Source organism: Terriglobus sp. (assembly GCF_965201105.1).
Taxonomy (GTDB): Bacteria; Acidobacteriota; Terriglobia; order Terriglobales; family Acidobacteriaceae; genus Terriglobus.
This window is the reverse complement of the sequence record NZ_OZ241741.1, coordinates 1,787,879-1,804,306: the sequence shown is the minus strand read 5'-3', so window position 1 is coordinate 1,804,306 and position 16,428 is coordinate 1,787,879. Positions and strand designations below refer to the sequence as shown.

At 63.0% G+C, this 16,428-nt stretch carries 14 protein-coding genes; 12 read left to right on the top strand and 2 right to left on the bottom strand.

The window, feature by feature from the left end; genetic code table 11:
• The first annotated feature begins 44 nt into the window (after nt 1-44).
• From ACOFKT_RS07980 to ACOFKT_RS07970, 3 genes are all read left to right on the top strand, one after another.
• A complete protein-coding gene (locus ACOFKT_RS07980) occupies nt 45-428 on the top strand; it encodes a hypothetical protein (protein WP_419806870.1) in 384 nt (127 codons plus the stop codon).
• 187 nt (nt 429-615) lie between these two features.
• Nucleotides 616-819 carry a hypothetical protein gene (locus ACOFKT_RS07975; RefSeq protein WP_419806869.1) on the top strand — a complete coding sequence of 68 codons (204 nt, stop codon included), beginning with the start codon at nt 616-618 and terminating at the stop codon, nt 817-819.
• A gap of 51 nt (nt 820-870) precedes the next feature.
• Complete coding sequence (locus ACOFKT_RS07970; protein WP_419806868.1) at nt 871-1,299, top strand: hypothetical protein; 429 nt, start codon at nt 871-873, stop codon at nt 1,297-1,299.
• A gap of 31 nt (nt 1,300-1,330) precedes the next feature.
• Here the strand turns inward: ACOFKT_RS07970 and ACOFKT_RS07965 are convergent, their stop codons facing one another.
• A complete protein-coding gene (locus ACOFKT_RS07965; protein WP_419806867.1) occupies nt 1,331-2,986 on the bottom strand; it encodes a S8 family peptidase in 1,656 nt (551 codons plus the stop codon).
• A 189-nt stretch (nt 2,987-3,175) separates the two neighbouring features.
• Between ACOFKT_RS07965 and ACOFKT_RS07960 the strand changes: the two genes are divergently transcribed.
• The 4 genes from ACOFKT_RS07960 (at nt 3,176) to ACOFKT_RS07945 (ending at nt 9,779) form a co-directional block, all read left to right on the top strand.
• Nucleotides 3,176-5,356, top strand: coding sequence for an alpha-ketoacid dehydrogenase subunit alpha/beta (locus tag ACOFKT_RS07960; RefSeq protein ID WP_419806866.1), 2,181 nt, complete (start codon nt 3,176-3,178; stop codon nt 5,354-5,356).
• A 46-nt stretch (nt 5,357-5,402) separates the two neighbouring features.
• A complete protein-coding gene (locus ACOFKT_RS07955; protein WP_419806865.1) occupies nt 5,403-5,930 on the top strand; it encodes a hypothetical protein in 528 nt (175 codons plus the stop codon).
• A gap of 125 nt (nt 5,931-6,055) precedes the next feature.
• Nucleotides 6,056-8,416 carry a DUF1800 family protein gene (locus ACOFKT_RS07950; RefSeq protein WP_419806864.1) on the top strand — a complete coding sequence of 787 codons (2,361 nt, stop codon included), beginning with the start codon at nt 6,056-6,058 and terminating at the stop codon, nt 8,414-8,416.
• A gap of 121 nt (nt 8,417-8,537) precedes the next feature.
• Complete coding sequence (locus ACOFKT_RS07945; protein ID WP_419806863.1) at nt 8,538-9,779, top strand: DUF1501 domain-containing protein; 1,242 nt, start codon at nt 8,538-8,540, stop codon at nt 9,777-9,779.
• Between the two features lie 213 nt (nt 9,780-9,992).
• Here the strand turns inward: ACOFKT_RS07945 and ACOFKT_RS07940 are convergent, their stop codons facing one another.
• On the bottom strand, nt 9,993-10,961 hold the full coding sequence (locus tag ACOFKT_RS07940) for an alpha/beta hydrolase (protein ID WP_419806862.1): 969 nt from the start codon (nt 10,959-10,961) through the stop codon (nt 9,993-9,995).
• A 99-nt stretch (nt 10,962-11,060) separates the two neighbouring features.
• Between ACOFKT_RS07940 and ACOFKT_RS07935 the strand changes: the two genes are divergently transcribed.
• The 5 genes from ACOFKT_RS07935 to carB all read left to right on the top strand — a co-directional run bounded on the left by ACOFKT_RS07935 (nt 11,061) and on the right by carB (nt 16,353).
• Nucleotides 11,061-11,369: a Rieske (2Fe-2S) protein gene (locus ACOFKT_RS07935; protein ID WP_419806861.1), complete on the top strand. Its 309-nt coding sequence runs from the start codon at nt 11,061-11,063 to the stop codon at nt 11,367-11,369.
• A gap of 76 nt (nt 11,370-11,445) precedes the next feature.
• Nucleotides 11,446-12,588, top strand: a complete 1,143-nt coding sequence (carA, locus tag ACOFKT_RS07930; RefSeq protein WP_419806860.1) for a glutamine-hydrolyzing carbamoyl-phosphate synthase small subunit — start codon at nt 11,446-11,448, stop codon at nt 12,586-12,588.
• Between the two features lie 11 nt (nt 12,589-12,599).
• Nucleotides 12,600-12,812, top strand: coding sequence for a hypothetical protein (locus ACOFKT_RS07925; protein ID WP_419806859.1), 213 nt, complete (start codon nt 12,600-12,602; stop codon nt 12,810-12,812).
• Nucleotides 12,813-12,825: 13 nt separating this feature from the next.
• Nucleotides 12,826-13,062, top strand: coding sequence for a type II toxin-antitoxin system RelE family toxin (locus tag ACOFKT_RS07920; protein ID WP_419806858.1), 237 nt, complete (start codon nt 12,826-12,828; stop codon nt 13,060-13,062).
• Nucleotides 13,063-16,353, top strand: coding sequence for a carbamoyl-phosphate synthase large subunit (gene carB, locus ACOFKT_RS07915; RefSeq protein ID WP_419806857.1), 3,291 nt, complete (start codon nt 13,063-13,065; stop codon nt 16,351-16,353).
• Nucleotides 16,354-16,428: the final 75 nt, after the last annotated feature.

Genomic DNA, 16,428 nt, shown 5'->3' with positions numbered 1-16,428 from the left:
AGCTCGCCCCAAATCCAGAAACCCTTGATGACCTGGAGCAAAGCATGCCGCGATGCCTGATCGCCGTTCCGTTACCAGCTCTCTATGTGCTGGTTTTGCTTGGCATGTTCGCGCAGGTATCCACTCTGCATGCCCAGATCGACACGAAGGCCGCACCGCAAACCGGCCTGCCCCGTCCCGGTCTGTCGCCTGGGGACGAGGACGATCCGTTTCGCGATAACCCTGGACTGCGCGAACGTCTGCGAAGGAGTCGCGCGGCAGACCGTCAAAGGCGTATCGTGGACGACGCCAATCGGTTGGTCGCCTTGACCGCGGAGTACCGGAAAGCGCTGGACGCGCACGGCACGCCAACGGACAACGATCAGAAGCTGCTCGTGCAAATCGAGAAGCTTGCCCGTGACGTGAAGGACCGCATGAGAGGGATGTAGGACGGTTTTGCCCGCTTACGGTCAGCAGGTGAATAGTGTGATGTTTGCAGGGAAAAACACGGCAGAGTTTAGGAACCTTTGCCATAAAAGTTTGCGAATTCTCGCGTTTGCGTCCGTTTGCGTTGCCTCCACTGGTGCAATCCACGCGCAGTCTACGTCCACAATCGGTGGCGAGCACGTGCAACACATGGAGCAGGTGCAGAAGGGCTTGGCTGCCGAGGCGCGCCAGAAGAAGATGGAAACCGATGCCGCCAAGCTGGTCGAAATGGCGCAGCGCCTGAAGACCAGCGTGGACAAGACCAACAAGGACACGTTGTCCATCGACGTCATCAAGGAAGCGGAGCGGATTGAGAAGCTGGCCCGCGAGGTTCGCGAAGGGATGCGGCAATAACGCGCTACTTTTGATGAGTTGGAGAGCGAAAACTCGTGTAACCTTCCCTCCATGCCGCGTCCAATTGCGTTAGCCACATGGCTCATGTCCATGGTCGTCCTTGCTATGCCGCTCGGCCTGCACGCGCAGAAGGGCGGCGCGGGCACGGGTGCGGGATCCAGTACGGGAAGCAGACCGCCTTTGCCACCGCCGGCACCAGGGAGCAAGTTTCCGACCTACTCCGGGGGCAACCCCATCTACATCCCCGGCAGCAGTGCGAACTACCCGGTCTCGTCTGGGCCGCCGATTGACTCAATGCTGGCCCGGCTTCTAAAGCAGGAGCGGCAGAAACAGGTGGTGCGTGACACGGACCGGCTCGTGGCTTTGACTGCACAGTACCAGGCCGAGGTGAAGGCGACGGGGCCAACCACCGCCACGAATAAGCAGTTGAAAACCATCGAAAAGCTTGCTCATGAGGTCCGTACGACGCTTATGCAGTAGCTTCCGCCTGATCCACGCTTGCGAAGCTGGGTCACTGCTGGTTCAGAGCCGCTGCGGTGTCCAGCATCACGCCGCCGCCGGGCAGGGATACAGGTCCAGACCGCATGGCGGCGGCAACCATCGCGGGTGTCCACGCCGGGTGGGTCGCCCGCAGAAGCGCCGCTGCTCCGGCTGCGAGTCCCGCTGAGGCGCTGGTTCCCATGGCCTGCACATACTGAGTGTGACCCAGGTTAAAGCAGCCGAACGAATGCGTGCTGTCGGTGGGCATGCCGTCGGCGGTGCCGGGCTTGCCGCTCGAACACGCGCCACGAATCCAGCCGGAGACGGCTTCGTCCCCGCCGGCGGGGTAGTTGCCGCCGGGCGCGGCGACGGCATGTAAGGGAGCGCCGAAGTTCGCATAGTACGGCTGGGTGATGGGCCCCGCAGTGCAGGTAGCTCCAGTCTTGTTATTTTCTTGGCAATCAGGGTTAGTGCTGGCGGTGACGGCCAGTACGTCCCGCGCCTGGGCCGGAAGCTCCAGATAGCGCGGATTGCTGAGATCGAAACCATCGTTGCCGGCCGCGGCGACGATCAGGACGCCCGCGTTGGCGGCGGCGTGCGTGACCTGGTCGAAGGCGGACTTCAGGCCGGCGCCATCGCCGGTGTACAGATCGACGATGCTGCCGAGTGAAAGCACGATGATGTCCGCATGTTGCGCCACGGCGTCGTCAATGCCCTTGAGCAGCCATGACACAAGGCCGGAGGCCTGGCCGGCCTGGCATTGCGCGGCTACCGTGCTGCCGGCACCGGGCATGCGCTGCAGCACCTTGATGTTGAGGATGGTTGCGGCGGGCGCAACACCGACGACACGACCGGTCGCGCCGCCCATGGCCCCGGCGGCGAGGGAAGCGACCCAGGTGCCGTGGCCCTCCTGATCCTGCGGAGAGCCATCATCGCAGGGGCTCCATTCAGCGTTCCGATCTATCTCCGACAGGTTGAGCCCGAGATTGGGCGCGATGTCGGGATGGGTGCTGTCGACACCGCTGTCGAGCACGGCAATGCGGATTCCGGTGCCAAGAGATCGGTTCCAGGGGCCGGCAACGGTGCCGCCCAGCATGCCTTGGCCGTAGCCGCCGGAAGCGCGCACGGCCCAACCCTGGGGCGAGCTTTCATAGAAGGTGTCGGTGGGCGCGGGTGTCGGTGTGGAGCTGTTGGTATTCGACGCCGGGAGCGAGATCGATCCCGCCGCATTGGACGGAGAACCGGTGCTGGTTCCGCTCGGTGGTGCGAGCGGGTCTACGGAGATGGAACGAAGAGGCGCGGCGGGTCGCACAACGATGGTGCCGCTGTCCTTTGCGGAAATCGTCGCCGCGCGAAGCACGCGGTGCGCATAAACCCGGTGGTCCGGAAAGATCTGCGCGACCGCAGGGTCGGCGCCGATAATACGCATCGCGGTCGCAGATCCGCTTACGGAGGCGGTGCCCAGGTGTGCTTGCGCGGTGATCTGCGCGGCGCCGGAGTGGCGCATGCGGGCTACAGCATCAGAGGCGGAAACGCCGTTCCGGAACACCACAACGTAGCGATCGGCGACGGCCGGGCTGAGCAGCGATTCCTGCGCGCGCACTGGCTGCAGGGCCATGCTACCGAACAACAGCACGGCAAGTTGCGCAAGGACGAAGCGGAACGGAAAACACATCGTAGCGGCCACGGAGTTGCACCTCAGAAGGAAGCGGAGTCGCCGGCCATGAAGCAGTTGCTTCGGACCCGGACAGAAGCTGTATCGGCGCGGGACACCGGTTCGTGAGGCCGGTCTTGAGGAGCGCACCCGGTCGCCGGTTTCGCGCTACCGGTCGAGCGGCGTTGCCATTACAATCAACCGTTGCAGGAGACCGACGGAATGGCAGGTAAAGCGGCAGGCGCGGTGACCCGAAACAGCAGCGGCATGGGCGCGCTTTCACCCGAGCAGTGGGTCCGGTTCTACCGCACCATGTACCTGTCGCGGCGCACCGACGATCGAGAGTTATTGCTGAAAAAGCAGCAGAAAATCTTCTTTCAGATATCCGGCGCGGGGCACGAGGCGCTGCTGACCGCCGCGGGTATGGCGCTGCGTCCGGGGTACGACTGGTTTTTCCCGTACTACCGTGATCGCGCGTTGTGCCTGGCATTGGGGCAGACCGTGCTCGACCAGTTGCTGCAGGCGGTGGGCGCGGGCACGGACCCGCAGAGCGGCGGGCGGCAGATGCCGTCACACTGGACCAGCAAGGCGCTGAATTTGGTGTCGCCTTCGTCGTCGACTGCCACGCAATGTTTGCACGCAGTGGGTTGCGCGGAGGCGGGGCAGTACTTAGCCGCGCACCCGGAGGCCGCGAAAGGCACTTGCGGTCCGAATGATTACCGCGCCTGGAAAGATGTCAAGTTCCGTGGCGATGAGGTGGTATACACGTCCATCGGCGAGGGATCGACAAGCCAGGGCGAGTTCTGGGAGGCGCTTAACTCAGCCTCAAATGGCCGCTTGCCGGTGCTGTTCGTGGTGGAAGACAACGGGTATGCGATTTCAACGCCGGTGGAGGCAAACACGCCGGGCGGGAACATTTCGCGGCTGGTTGCGAATTTTCCCAATTTTCACTTTGCGGAGATCGACGGGACGGACGCGCAGGCCAGCTTTGCCGCAATGCAGGAAGCAGTGGCGTATGTCCGTGAGCGCAAGGGTCCGGCGCTGGTACACGGGCATGTGATCCGGCCGTATTCGCACTCGCAGAGCGATGACGAGCGCCAATATCGTGTGCGGGAGGAATTGGAGGCCGACGCATTGCGCGACCCGCTTGGGCGCATGCAGGCGTGGCTTATTCAGGAAGGCCTGCTGAACGAGGAGCAGGTGAACGCGCTGGAGCGCGAGGTGAATGACGAGGTGCGGCGGGCCGCCGATGAAGCTCTGGCCGCACCGCTGCCGACCGTCGCATCCATCCCGCTGCATGTGTATTCAGAGGACGTGGACCCGTGTGGGAACGCGTTTGCGACGGAGCCAGTCGTTTCCGGCAGTAACGCGGGCGAGCGCACCATGGCGGACCTGATCAACAGCACGCTGAAAGACGAAATGCGCCGCGACGAGCGCATCGTGGTTTTCGGTGAGGATGTTGCAGACGCCAGCCGCGATCAGCACCTGAAGTCGGGCGCGCTGAAGGGGAAAGGCGGTGTGTTCAAGCTGACGGCCGGGCTGCAGGCGGAGTTCGGGTCGGAACGGGTGTTCAACTCGCCGCTGGCGGAGGCGAACATCACAGGCCGGGCCATCGGGATGGCGGTGCGCGGCCTCAAGCCGGTGGTGGAGATTCAATTCTTTGATTACATCTGGCCGGCCATGCACCAGATGCGCAATGAGTTAAGCGTGATGCGCTGGCGTTCCAACGGAATCTTCTCGTCGCCGCTGGTCATGCGGGTGCCGATCGGCGGATACCTGACGGGCGGGGCAATCTATCACTCGCAGTCGGGGGAGAGCATCTTCACGCACACACCGGGGGTGCGGGTCGTCATGCCTTCCAACGCACTGGACGCTGCCGGCCTCCTGCGTACCGCCATTCGATGCGACGATCCGGTCCTGTTTCTGGAGCACAAGCGGCTGTATCGCGAGGCATTCGGCCGCGCGGCGTACCCCGGGCCGGAGTACATGATTCCGTTTGGCAAGGCGAAGACCCTGCGGAAGGGGACGGATGCGACGCTGGTGACCTATGGCGCGCTGGTGCCGCGGGCGCTGCAGGCGGCGCAGCGGCTGGAGCGGGAGAAGGGCATCTCGACCGAGGTGATCGACCTGCGCAGCCTGTCGCCGTACGACTTTGAGGCAATCGCGGACAGCGTGCATCGCACGAACCGGCTGCTGATCGCGCATGAGGATATGCGCAGCTGGGGCTTCGGCGCGGAGGTTGCGGCGCGCGCTGCAGAGGAGTTGTTCCACGACCTGGATGCGCCGGTGCGGCGGCTGGCGTCCATGGACACGTTTGTGGCGTACCAGCCGGTGCTGGAAGACGTAATCCTGCCGCAGGCGGAGGATGTGTTCGCCGCGGTGGCGGAACTGGTGGCTTTCTAGTCCGATGGGCGAAGAGCAAAGGGTAGTTCTGACCGGAGAAAAGCGAATGGTTTCCCGTGCGGTATTGTTCGCGTCGCTGGCGGTCGTTGCGTTGGTTTCAGTTGTGGTCATGCATGCTCTTGACAACCCTGTGAACGGGTGGGGTCAGCCTGTCGCCGCAGTGAAAACGCTGCTTCACATCGGCCCGCCTCCGAGTGATCCGAATGTGCCGGACCGCTACGCCGTGGACGCCGCTGCGATGGTGACCCCTCTCGACCTGGGCGTCCCCGAATACCCGCGGGCCATCCGCACGACTTCGGCACGCACGCAGAAGGGAAGTCGCACGACGGCGGAGGCGAGCTATCTGTCGCCGGACGGGCCGCAGCGCGTCCTGGCGTTCTACAAGGAAAAGATCGGGAAAGAGCCGGGTTACGAGGTGGAACCGAAGGCAGATCGTACCCTGGTCAGCCTGGCGAAGGGCAGCGAGGCGTTTACCCTGATCAACATCATCCCCGACCCGAACCACCCGGGCGGCACTTTCCTGTCCATTGAGCACACGCCGGCACCGTTCCCGGCGGTCGCACCGCAACCGTAGCGGCAACGCGAGCACTACGTGAATGACAATGAGACCAGCGTTTCCTTGTGAGGAGGCACCGCCGCAACATCGGCGGGAGTGGAGGGTCTACGCTACGGTTGGCACTCCCGCCTCGCAGGTGACCTATGCTGTTCCGCGCGCCCGCTTCCCGCATGTATTTGTCTAAGTCGCCGCTGCGCTCCGCTGTTTCGCTTACGCTGGCGGCCAGCTTTGCGCTTACGCCGCTGGCTGCTGCGGCCGCGAGCAGGCCCGCGCCGGTGGTGCGGGTCGATGCGTCGGCGCTGCTGCTGGACCGTTTCACCTTCGGGGCACGTCCCGGTGATCTGGACCGGGTACGCGCCATGGGCGCCTCTGCCTGGTTTGACCAGCAACTGCAGCCGGAGCGCATCGACGACAGCGCGCTGGAGCAGCGGCTGAACGCCTACCCGGCGATGCGGCTGAACCAGGCCGACCAGATTGCGCGTTACCCGACGCCGGCCATGGTGCGAAACGCGGCCAAGACGGGTTATCTGCCCGCCGACCCAGAGCTGCGCGCGATCATGGCGGACCAAGTCGAGTTTTACCAGATGCGCAAAGAAAACAAGACGGAGCGGAGCGCCGCCGCGACAGCGGAGCCTTTGGGTGGCGCAGGGCAGGCCGCAGGCGCAACGAAGCAAGGTATGCCAGAAGCACGCCACCCGCTTGCAATGTCCGGCAGCTCGACTCTGATGTCAGACGGTGCGGTCGTGCCGGCGAGCCCGCTGGCAGGCGCACCACGGCGACGCGATGTGCAAAAGGGATTTACCGCGCTTGACAGCCCGGACAATAGCGCAGTGGATGGCATGGCAAAGACGGGCACGCGCTCGGAGATGGCCGGTGGCGGCACCACTGCGGCTGCCGCGACCGATGCGCAGGCAAACGTGGTTCCGCAAAATCTGGAGCAGGCAACGGCCGCGATGCCGCCCGGCCAGGTCACCGCATTGCTGGCACTGCCGCCGCAGGAGCGCTATCAGCGGCTCTTGCACATGCAGCCCGCTGAACTCATCGCGGCGCGCAAGGGCGTGAAAGGCGATGGGTCGAAGCTGGCGGACGGCATGACGCCGCTGCAAAAGGAGACGCTCTCCGCGCTGGCCGGAACGAACCGCATGATCTCCGGCGAGCTGTTCAGCACGCGCCTCTTGCGCGACATCTACAGCGACCGTCAACTTGAAGCGGTGATGACCGACTTCTGGCTGAATCACTTCAATGTGTACATCCGCAAAGACGGCAACATGCCTTCGCTGCTGCCGGATTATGAGGAGACGGTGCGGTCGCATGCGCTGGGACGGTTTGAGGACCTGCTGGAAGCCACAGCCAAGAGCCCGGCGATGCTGCTGTACCTGGACAATGCACAGAGCATCGGGCCGGACTCGCCCGCGGCGGGCCGCCCCAAAAATCCCAACGCTCCGAATGCGAAGAAGGCGAGCGCGGGTCTAAACGAGAACTACGCCCGCGAGCTGATGGAGCTGCACACGCTGGGCGTAAACGGCGGCTACTCGCAGAAGGACGTGACGGAGGTCGCAAAGGTCTTTACCGGGTGGGGCATCGAGCGGCCCGGTGAGGGCGGAGCGTTTCTCTACAACGACCGGCGGCACGAGCCGGGATCCAAGCAGGTGTTGGGCAAGACCATCGCCGAGGCGGGCGAGAGCGAGGGCGAAGAGGTGCTGCACATGCTGGCGACCAGCCCGGCGACGGCGCACTTTATCTCGCTGGAACTGGCGCAGCGATTCGTCAGCGATACTCCGCCCGCGCCGATAGTGGACCGCATGGCGGAGACATTCTTGAAATCAAAGGGTGACATTAAGGCGGTGCTGCGGACTATGGTGCACTCGCCGGAGTTTGCGCAACCGGCGCTGATGAACGCGAAAATCAAGACGCCTCTGGAATACGTCGTGTCAGCGGTGCGCGCCACCAATGCGGACGTGCAGAACCCGCTTCCGCTTGCGCAGTCGCTCGAACGGCTGGGCATGCCCCTGTATGGCTGCGTGCCACCCACCGGGTACAAGTGGGACGCGGAGACGTGGCTGAACTCGGCCGCGCTGGTGAACCGCATGAACTTTGCGCTGTTGCTGAGCGCGAACAAGGTCAACGGAACGACCGTGGATACAGCCGCGCTGGTGGCGAAGGCTCCACCGCGCGCGGCTGCCGCCACAGCAGGCGAGGACGAGGCACAGCGCAAAGAGGCGGAGCTGGAAGCGGTTGTGTTGCCACAGGGTGTGAGCGCGCAGACGCGGTCGGCGGTGCTGTCGCAAACGGACGATTCCGCAGTGCAGCAGGCGCTTCGCGATTTCGGCCAATCGGCTCAGCAGCAGGGTAAGGCGAATGGTGGGGGCAAGCAGGTGGTGAACATGAACGTTCGGCGCGACTTTGGAGCTGGGCCGGCGAAGCCGAATGCACAGCCGACGGACAAGCAGGGTGCCGTGATGTTGGGATTGCTGCTGGGTTCGCCGGAATTTCAGCGGCGGTAGGTCAAGGCAGAGCGTTTGCGGGGCGATCTGCCAGAGCAAATGGTTGGTATACACAACCATCTCATCGAACAACTTTCAGAAACCGTCAGGGTCAACGACGACAGCGGTACAGGAGCGGGTTATGGGGTTTTCACGTCGCGGGTTCATGAAGGGCGGGGCGCTTGCTCTGGTAGGTACGTCAAGTATTCCGACGTTTCTGGTGCGGTCGGTGATGGCGGAGCAGACCGCCGCGACGGCGAATGGCAAGAAGCTGGTGGTTATCTTCCAGCGTGGCGCGGCGGATGGCCTGAACATCGTGGTGCCGTACACCGAGCCGAACTATTACGCGTTGCGGCCGAATATCGCGATTCAGCAAAAGGACGTGCTCGACCTGAACGGCCGTTTCGGCCTGCACCCGGCAATGGCGCCGCTGCTGCCGTTGTACCAGCAGGCCCATCTGGCGGTGGTCCATGCTGTCGGTTCGCCGGACACGACGCGCTCGCACTTCGACGCGCAGGACTACATGGAGAGCGGCACGCCGGGCGTGAAGGCGACCCAGGACGGCTGGTTGAATCGCGCGCTACAGGCTGAGCGGTTGAGCAACGCGACGGCGTTCCGGGCGGTCGCACTCGGAGCACAGGTTCCGCGCACACTGCAGGGGCGCCTGCCCGCGGTGGCGATCAGCAACGTAAACGACTTCAGCGTTGGCGGGCGGGGCGCGGCGCCTGCACCGGTATCGAACGCGTTTGAGCAGATGTATGGCGCCTCCGCCGACCGTGTGTTGCATGCGCAGGGAAGCGAGACATTTGAGGCGGTCAAGATGCTGAAGTCCGCCGACCCCACGCACTATCAGCCAGCGAACGGGGTGGTGTACCCGAACTCGCCATTTGCCAACAGCATGAAGCAGGTGGCGCAGTTGCTGAAGGCGAACCTGGGCGTGGAAGCGGCGTTCGCGGACATTGGCGATTGGGACACGCACCAGGGCCAGGGTGGAACGCAGGGGCGTTTGGCGAACCGGCTGCGCGAATTTTCTGAGGCCATCGCGGCGTTCTGGAAGGACATGGGCCAGGACGCCGAGAATGTCACGCTGGTGACCATGAGCGAGTTCGGCCGCACCGCCAAGCAGAACGGCACCGGCGGCACGGACCACGGCCACGGCAATGTGATGTTTGTGCTGGGCGGTGGCGTGCGCGGCGGCCAGGTATACGGACGTTGGCCGGGGCTGGCACCAGAGCAGTTGAACGAGGGCCGCGACCTTGCCGTCACAACTGATTTCCGGCAGGTCCTGGGCGAGCTGAGCGCGCGAACGTTGGGTGTTCGCGACCTGAATGGCATCTTTCCGGGCGCTGCCATCACGCCTGACCGCTTCCTGCGGCTGGTGTAGTGTTGCGCAAGCGCAGAGCAGAATCCTCCGAAAGATGGAGTGTTCCGAATTGGAACTCTGTCGCTCTCTGGCAGCGCAACCTTTGCAGCAAACCCGCGTCATACTCGATGTAGTTAGCAGTAACGCCGAAGTTACCCATCTTCGACTTTGGCATCACCTATCCGCACCAACACTTCCCACCTCTATGTAAGGCCTCCAGAACATCGGAGGCCTTCACTTCGTTTGGGGAACGCTCGAAGGCGTGGTGGTGAGCGACGAGGGTGGCAGAAGGCCGGCGCGGTCATCCAGAAAACGCCGCAGGCTCGCTGCCTCTTCAGCGGGGTTGGGGTTCGGCAGGGTGACGGTCATCTTCGGATCGGCTGCGACACGATAGGCGGCAATGCGGGCGGCCTGCTCAGGATCATTCGGCTGCGAGCCGATGTCCCAAAGCAGCTTGGGCGTGGTGACCTGCTGCAGCGCGTGCAGGTCAAAGCGGTCCTTGAGCAGCAAAGCGACAGGGAACATGCGTGCGCGCTTTTCGCGGCGAATCGTGCCGAGCACGTCCGCTGTGGCGTTGCGAAGGACCAGGGCTGCCGCCTGTGGATGCGTCGCGGCAAGGTTGGTCGCCAGCGTGGAGCCGACGCCCGCGCCGTAGAGTAGAATCTGGTTCGCCGGAATGCCGCGAAGGCCGGTGGCGTAAGCCCAAGCGGCTTCGGCATCCTGCTGCATGCGTTCCTCGGTGGGGTGCGGCTTGGCGGCGGAACGGCCGTAGCCGCGGTAATCGAACGCGAGCACATTCAGGCCGTCGTTGTGGAGTTGTGTGAGCAGGGGAGCGTCGGCAAAGTTGAGTTGGCCGTCGCCGGGCCGCAGGTAAAGAACCGTGCCACCGGTGGCCGCCTTTGCAGGAATCCACTCGCCGGTGATCTGCGGTGTGCCGCTGGCATCGGGCGCAAAGTGCACAAGCTCTCCGGGAAGGCCGGTGCCCGGCGAAGCATTGTGTGTCGGATGCAACACCCATTGCCACGAGCCCACGCGGAAAAGCGCGCACATGAGCAGGTAGGCGCAGAAGAATGCCACCAGAACGGTGTAGCCGAGAATCTTGCCTAACCAGCGCGGGTCGACCAGCACGTGGCTGGGGTCGCTGTGGTTGTAGGTGACGGTCGCTGCGGGGCGGCGCGGTTGTGCTTTTCGCGGAGTTGCCATCGTGTTCATCGTAAGCCGCGCCGGGTGCTGTGGCATTGTTCGGACCCTGGTTCGCGTCGATGGAGGCAGTTCCGGCATCTCTGAACGGAGAGGTTGTGGATGGCGAACTGGGTGAGGCTTTGCGCGGCGGCCGATGTGCCCGCGCTGGGCGAAGCGAAGGAAGTGGATGTGCAGGGCGTGGCGGTGTGCCTGGCGAATGCGCAGGGGGCGCTGGCGGCTGTTGATAACGTGTGTCCCCACCGTGCGGGTCCGCTGGCCGAAGGCTGGATCGAAGAGGGCAAGATCGTGTGCCCATGGCACGCCTGGGGCTTTGACCTGAAGACGGGCGAGTGCAAAGAGGAGCACAGCCGGGTCAAGGTGTACCCCTTGCGCGACGATGGCGCTGACCTGTTGATCGACTTGTCGTAGCGGCAGCTTTGCCGCAGTTCGTCAGCGATAGTTCCCGCTGCTAGAATCGATTGAATCCACTCCATCAGGAGAGGCAATGCAAGCCATACTGGCGCTCGAAGACGGGCGCACTTTCCGGGGTCAAGGCTTTGGCGCGCCCGCCGAGCGTTCCGGAGAAGTTGTTTTCAATACTGCATTGACCGGCTATCAGGAGATCTTCACGGATCCCAGCTATGCCGGACAGATTGTCGTTCTTACCAATCCGCAGATCGGCAACTATGGCACGACGCCGAGCGACGATGAGGGCAAGCGGCCCTACATTGAGGGTCTGGTAACGCGCGAGTTTTCGCCGATCTCGTCGAACTGGCGTTCGACGCAGGTGACGGACGAATACCTGGAAAAGTACAACGTGCCGGTGATCGCGGATGTGGACACCCGCGCCATCGTGAGGCACCTGCGGAACAACGGCGTGATGCGCGGCGTGATCAGCACCGCTTCGCAGGATGCCGATGCACTGGTGGCCAAGGCGCGTGCCATTCGCAAGATGGACGGGACCGATCTGGCGAGTGTGGTGTCGACAAAGGAGCGGTACGAGTTTTCGTCGGCCGATCCGCGCAATGAGACTGGCGATGCGCTGTTGCCGCCCTCGCTAAGCGGGAATGAAACGCAGATGCATGTGGTCGCGTACGACTTCGGCATCAAGCAGAATATTTTGCGCATGCTGACCCGCGAAAACTGCCGCGTGACCGTGGTGCCGGCGCAGACGACCGCTGCGGAAGTGCTGGCGATGAATCCGGATGGGGTGTTCTTTTCCAACGGCCCCGGCGACCCTGAGCCGCTGGACTACGCGCAGCAGAACGTACGCGAACTGGCAGGCAAGACGCCGCTGTTCGGCATCTGCCTGGGTCACCAGATTTTTGGCCTCGCGTTGGGCGGTAAGACCTACAAGCTGAAGTTCGGCCACCATGGCGCCAATCACCCAATCAAGAATCTGGAGACAGGCAAGGTCGAGATCACCTCGCAGAACCACAACTACGCCGTCGACCCGGAGACGCTGGACACCAGTGCGATCGAGGTCACGCACGTAAACCTGAACGATCAAACGGTGGCGGGTCTGAAGCACAAGGAGCATCCGCTGTTCAGCGTGCAGTACCACCCTGAAGCGAGCCCCGGCCCGCACGATTCACACTACCTGTTCAAAGACTTTCGCAAGATGATGGAACATTACAAAAAGAAGTGAAGGGGCCAACGATGATTCAACTTGAGCTCACACCTCACGCCGAAGCTTCGCTTCAGCAGTTCGCCGACGAGCTGCACGTGTCCGCGGAGTTTGTCGCGACTCAGGTGATTGAGGATGCGCTGCAAAATCGCGCGGATTACTTGGCGGGAATCCGCTCACTTGCGAACACGAAGTACACCATTTCGCAGGAAGAGATGGAACGTCGTTCTGAGCTGGCGGATTGAATACAACGACGAAGTGGAACGGGCATTGCTGCGATTAGACAAGCCGGTTCGTCGCAAAATCCTGAACTTTATGCGCGAGCGGGTGGCTCCACCAGAGGATCCCGCAACGATAGCGAAGAGCCTTAAAGGTGGCCTGAAAGGTCTTTACCGGTTTCGGGTAGGGGACTATCGGATCATCTGCGACATCCAGCGCGATCGTGTCGTTGTGCTGGTGCTTGATGCTGGACACCGGAAAGACGTGTACGACTAGATGCCACGCAGAAACGACATCGCAAAGATTCTTGTGATCGGCTCGGGGCCGATCGTGATTGGGCAGTCCGCCGAGTTCGACTACAGTGGCACGCAAGCGTGCAAGGCTCTGAAAGCCGAAGGCTATGAGGTCGTGCTGGTCAACTCCAATCCGGCGTCGATTATGACGGACCCGGAAGTTGCGGACCGCACCTATGTGGAGCCACTGACGGCGACCTACGTGGAAGAGATTCTGCGTGTCGAAAGCGAATCGCTGCAGGCCAGCGGCAAGCCGGGCGTGTTTGCGGTGCTGCCAACGGTGGGTGGGCAGACCGCGCTGAACCTGGCAGTCGACATGGCCGATGCAGGCGTGCTGGACAAGTACGGCGTGGAGTTGATCGGCGCCAAGCTGGATGCGATCAAGAAGGCCGAGGACCGGCTCCTGTTCAAGGATGCGATGAACCGCATCGGTCTAGACATGCCAAAATCGGCGCTGATCAACAACCTGCGCGACGGCCTAGAGTTTGCCAACAAGATCGGCTTTCCGTGCGTCATCCGTCCGTCGTTCACGCTGGGCGGATCGGGCGGCGGCATCGCCTATAACCGCGAGGAACTGACGGACATTCTGACGCGCGGCCTCGACCTCTCACCCGTCCACGAGTGCCTGCTCGAAGAATCGGTTCTCGGCTGGAAGGAGTACGAGCTTGAAGTCGTGCGCGACCTGGCCGACAACGTGATCATCATCTGCTCGATCGAGAACTTCGATCCGATGGGTGTGCACACGGGCGATTCGATCACCGTGGCTCCCGCGCAGACGCTCACGGATCGCGAATACCAGTGCATGCGCGATGCGGCGATTCGTGTCATGCGCGAAATCGGCGTGGAGACCGGTGGGTCGAACGTGCAGTTCGCGGTGAACCCGGCGAACGGCCGCATGACCGTGATCGAAATGAATCCGCGCGTGTCGCGTTCGTCGGCACTGGCGTCGAAGGCGACTGGCTTTCCGATTGCAAAGATCGCGGCGCGGCTCGCGGTTGGCTACACGCTGGACGAGCTGCAGAACGACATCACCAAGGCAACGCCGGCTTGCTTTGAGCCGACTATCGATTACGTCGTGGTGAAGATTCCCAAGTGGCAGTTTGAAAAGTTTCCCGGTGCCGACGAGGGGTTGGGGCCGCAGATGAAGTCGGTCGGCGAGGTCATGGCGATTGGCCGCACATTCAAGGAAGCGTTGATGAAGGCAGTGCGGTCGCTGGAAACGGGCAAAAAGGCGAGCGCCGCCGACATCGAGCCGCGCCGACTGACGCAGCGGCTGGTGACGGCCCATCCGGAGCGGTTGCGCTATGTGTTTTACGCGTTCGAGCGCGGTATGAGCGTGCGCGAGGTGGCGCGGCTCACCACTATGGATCCGTGGTTTCTATATCAGGTTAAGCAGATCGTCGACGAGCAGAAGGTTGCGGCGAGCGCGTCACCGGATTCGATCGATGCTCACCAGCTTCGCATCGCGAAGCGCATGGGCATCAGTGACGATGTGCTCGCGTCGTCGTGGAAGCTGGACGGCAAGGACGCCAGCGCGCGCGTCCGTGAATTACGCGAGAAGCATGGCGTATTGCCGGTGTTCAAGCTTGTGGACACATGCGCCGCGGAGTTCGAGTCGTTCACGCCGTACCTCTACTCCTGCTATGACGAGGAGGACGAAGCGACCCCGACCACGCGCAGGAAAATCATCATTCTGGGCAGCGGACCGAATCGCATCGGGCAGGGCATCGAGTTTGACTACTGCTGCTGCCATGCTGCGTTCGCGTTGCGCGAGGACGGCTACGAGACCATCATGGTCAACTGCAATCCGGAGACCGTCTCGACCGACTACGACACGAGCGACCGGTTGTACTTCGAACCGCTGACCTTGGAAGACGTGCTGGCGGTATACAAGCATGAGGCGGCGAGCGGCGCGGAGATTGGCATGATTGTGCAGTTCGGCGGACAAACGCCGCTGAACCTTTCCCTGCCATTGAAGGCGGCGGGTGTGCCGATCGTGGGGACGTCGCCGGAGTCGATCGAGCTTGCGGAGGATCGCAAGCGATTCAACAAGTTGCTTGAGGATCTCCAGATCCCGCAGCCTGCGGGGGTGCTTGCCACCAGCGTGAAGGAGGCGCTCGCGGGTGCGAACCGCGTGGGCTATCCCGTTCTGGTGCGGCCAAGTTTCGTGCTGGGCGGGCGCGCCATGGTGATCGCGTATGACGATGAGGCAATTCAGCAATACATGAGCACCGCGATGGAGTACTCGCAGGAGCGGCCGGTGCTGATCGACCACTTCCTGGAGGACGCCACGGAAGTGGACGTGGACGCCCTGTGCGACGGCACCGACGTTCTGATTGCTGGCATCATGCAGCACATTGAGGAGGCCGGCATTCACTCTGGCGATTCGTCGTGCGTGCTGCCTTCGGTCGACCTGACCAATGACGTGCTGCGTCAGATCCGCGAGTACACACGCAAGCTGGCGCTGGCGCTGAATGTGATCGGCCTGGTAAACATTCAGTTCGCCATCCAACGCGGCACAGTCTTCGTGATTGAGGTGAACCCCCGTGCTTCGCGCACGGTGCCTTACGTGTCGAAGGCCACTGGCGTGCCGCTGGCAAAGATCGCATCGCGGCTGATGACGGGGCGCACGCTGAAGGAGTTGCTGCCCGAGCAGTTGGCCAGCGGCAAGGACCTGGGCACGGGCGATCACTACTTCGTCAAGTCGCCGGTGTTCCCGTGGGGCAAGTTCCCGGGCGTAGACACGGTGCTGGGACCGGAGATGCGTTCAACCGGCGAGGTGATGGGCGTCGCGGAAACCTTTGGCGAAGCGTTTGCAAAGGCGCAGATCGCGGCTGGGCAGAACCTGCCGACGCATGGAACCATCTTCCTTTCGGTCAACGACCACGATAAGGCGGCGGCGGTGACTCTGGCGAAGCAGTACGTCGAGATGGGGTTCCAACTGGTAGCGACGCACGGCACCGCCGAGGTGCTGGCTGATGCGGGCCTGCAGGTAGAGCGCGTGCACAAGGTAAAGGAAGGCCGCCCCAATGTCGTCGACCTGATCAAGGGCGACCGCATCCAGCTGATCGTGAACACACCGCGCGGGCAGGACACGTTTTTTGACGAGAAGGCGATCCGGCGTGCCGCGGTGCTGGCGCGCATTCCGACGATCACGACCATCGCCGCGGCTCGCGCCGCTGCGGAGGGCATTGCCTCACTGCAAAGCGGCGAGATACACATTTTTTCGCTGCAGGACCTGCACGCGCAGCGGGAAGCGATCGCGGCGGACTGAAGCGTATTGCGGGACGGCTGTATTAGTGGCGATCGCTGCCGCCGACACCTCCTTGTGCCTTCAAGCTTGATCTCC

What these genes read in the sequence shown, in the direction of transcription:
- ACOFKT_RS07980 (WP_419806870.1), top strand. Translation starts at nt 45, where the DNA reads ATGCCGCGATGCCTGATCGCCGTTCCGTTACCAGCTCTCTATGTGCTG.
- ACOFKT_RS07975 (WP_419806869.1), top strand. Translation starts at nt 616, where the DNA reads ATGGAGCAGGTGCAGAAGGGCTTGGCTGCCGAGGCGCGCCAGAAGAAG.
- ACOFKT_RS07970 (WP_419806868.1), top strand. Translation starts at nt 871, where the DNA reads ATGCCGCGTCCAATTGCGTTAGCCACATGGCTCATGTCCATGGTCGTC.
- ACOFKT_RS07960 (WP_419806866.1), top strand. Translation starts at nt 3,176, where the DNA reads ATGGCAGGTAAAGCGGCAGGCGCGGTGACCCGAAACAGCAGCGGCATG.
- ACOFKT_RS07955 (WP_419806865.1), top strand. Translation starts at nt 5,403, where the DNA reads ATGGTTTCCCGTGCGGTATTGTTCGCGTCGCTGGCGGTCGTTGCGTTG.
- ACOFKT_RS07950 (WP_419806864.1), top strand. Translation starts at nt 6,056, where the DNA reads ATGCTGTTCCGCGCGCCCGCTTCCCGCATGTATTTGTCTAAGTCGCCG.
- ACOFKT_RS07945 (WP_419806863.1), top strand. Translation starts at nt 8,538, where the DNA reads ATGGGGTTTTCACGTCGCGGGTTCATGAAGGGCGGGGCGCTTGCTCTG.
- ACOFKT_RS07940 (WP_419806862.1), bottom strand. Translation starts at nt 10,961, where the DNA reads ATGGCAACTCCGCGAAAAGCACAACCGCGCCGCCCCGCAGCGACCGTC.
- ACOFKT_RS07935 (WP_419806861.1), top strand. Translation starts at nt 11,061, where the DNA reads ATGGCGAACTGGGTGAGGCTTTGCGCGGCGGCCGATGTGCCCGCGCTG.
- carA (WP_419806860.1), top strand. Translation starts at nt 11,446, where the DNA reads ATGCAAGCCATACTGGCGCTCGAAGACGGGCGCACTTTCCGGGGTCAA.
- ACOFKT_RS07925 (WP_419806859.1), top strand. Translation starts at nt 12,600, where the DNA reads ATGATTCAACTTGAGCTCACACCTCACGCCGAAGCTTCGCTTCAGCAG.
- carB (WP_419806857.1), top strand. Translation starts at nt 13,063, where the DNA reads ATGCCACGCAGAAACGACATCGCAAAGATTCTTGTGATCGGCTCGGGG.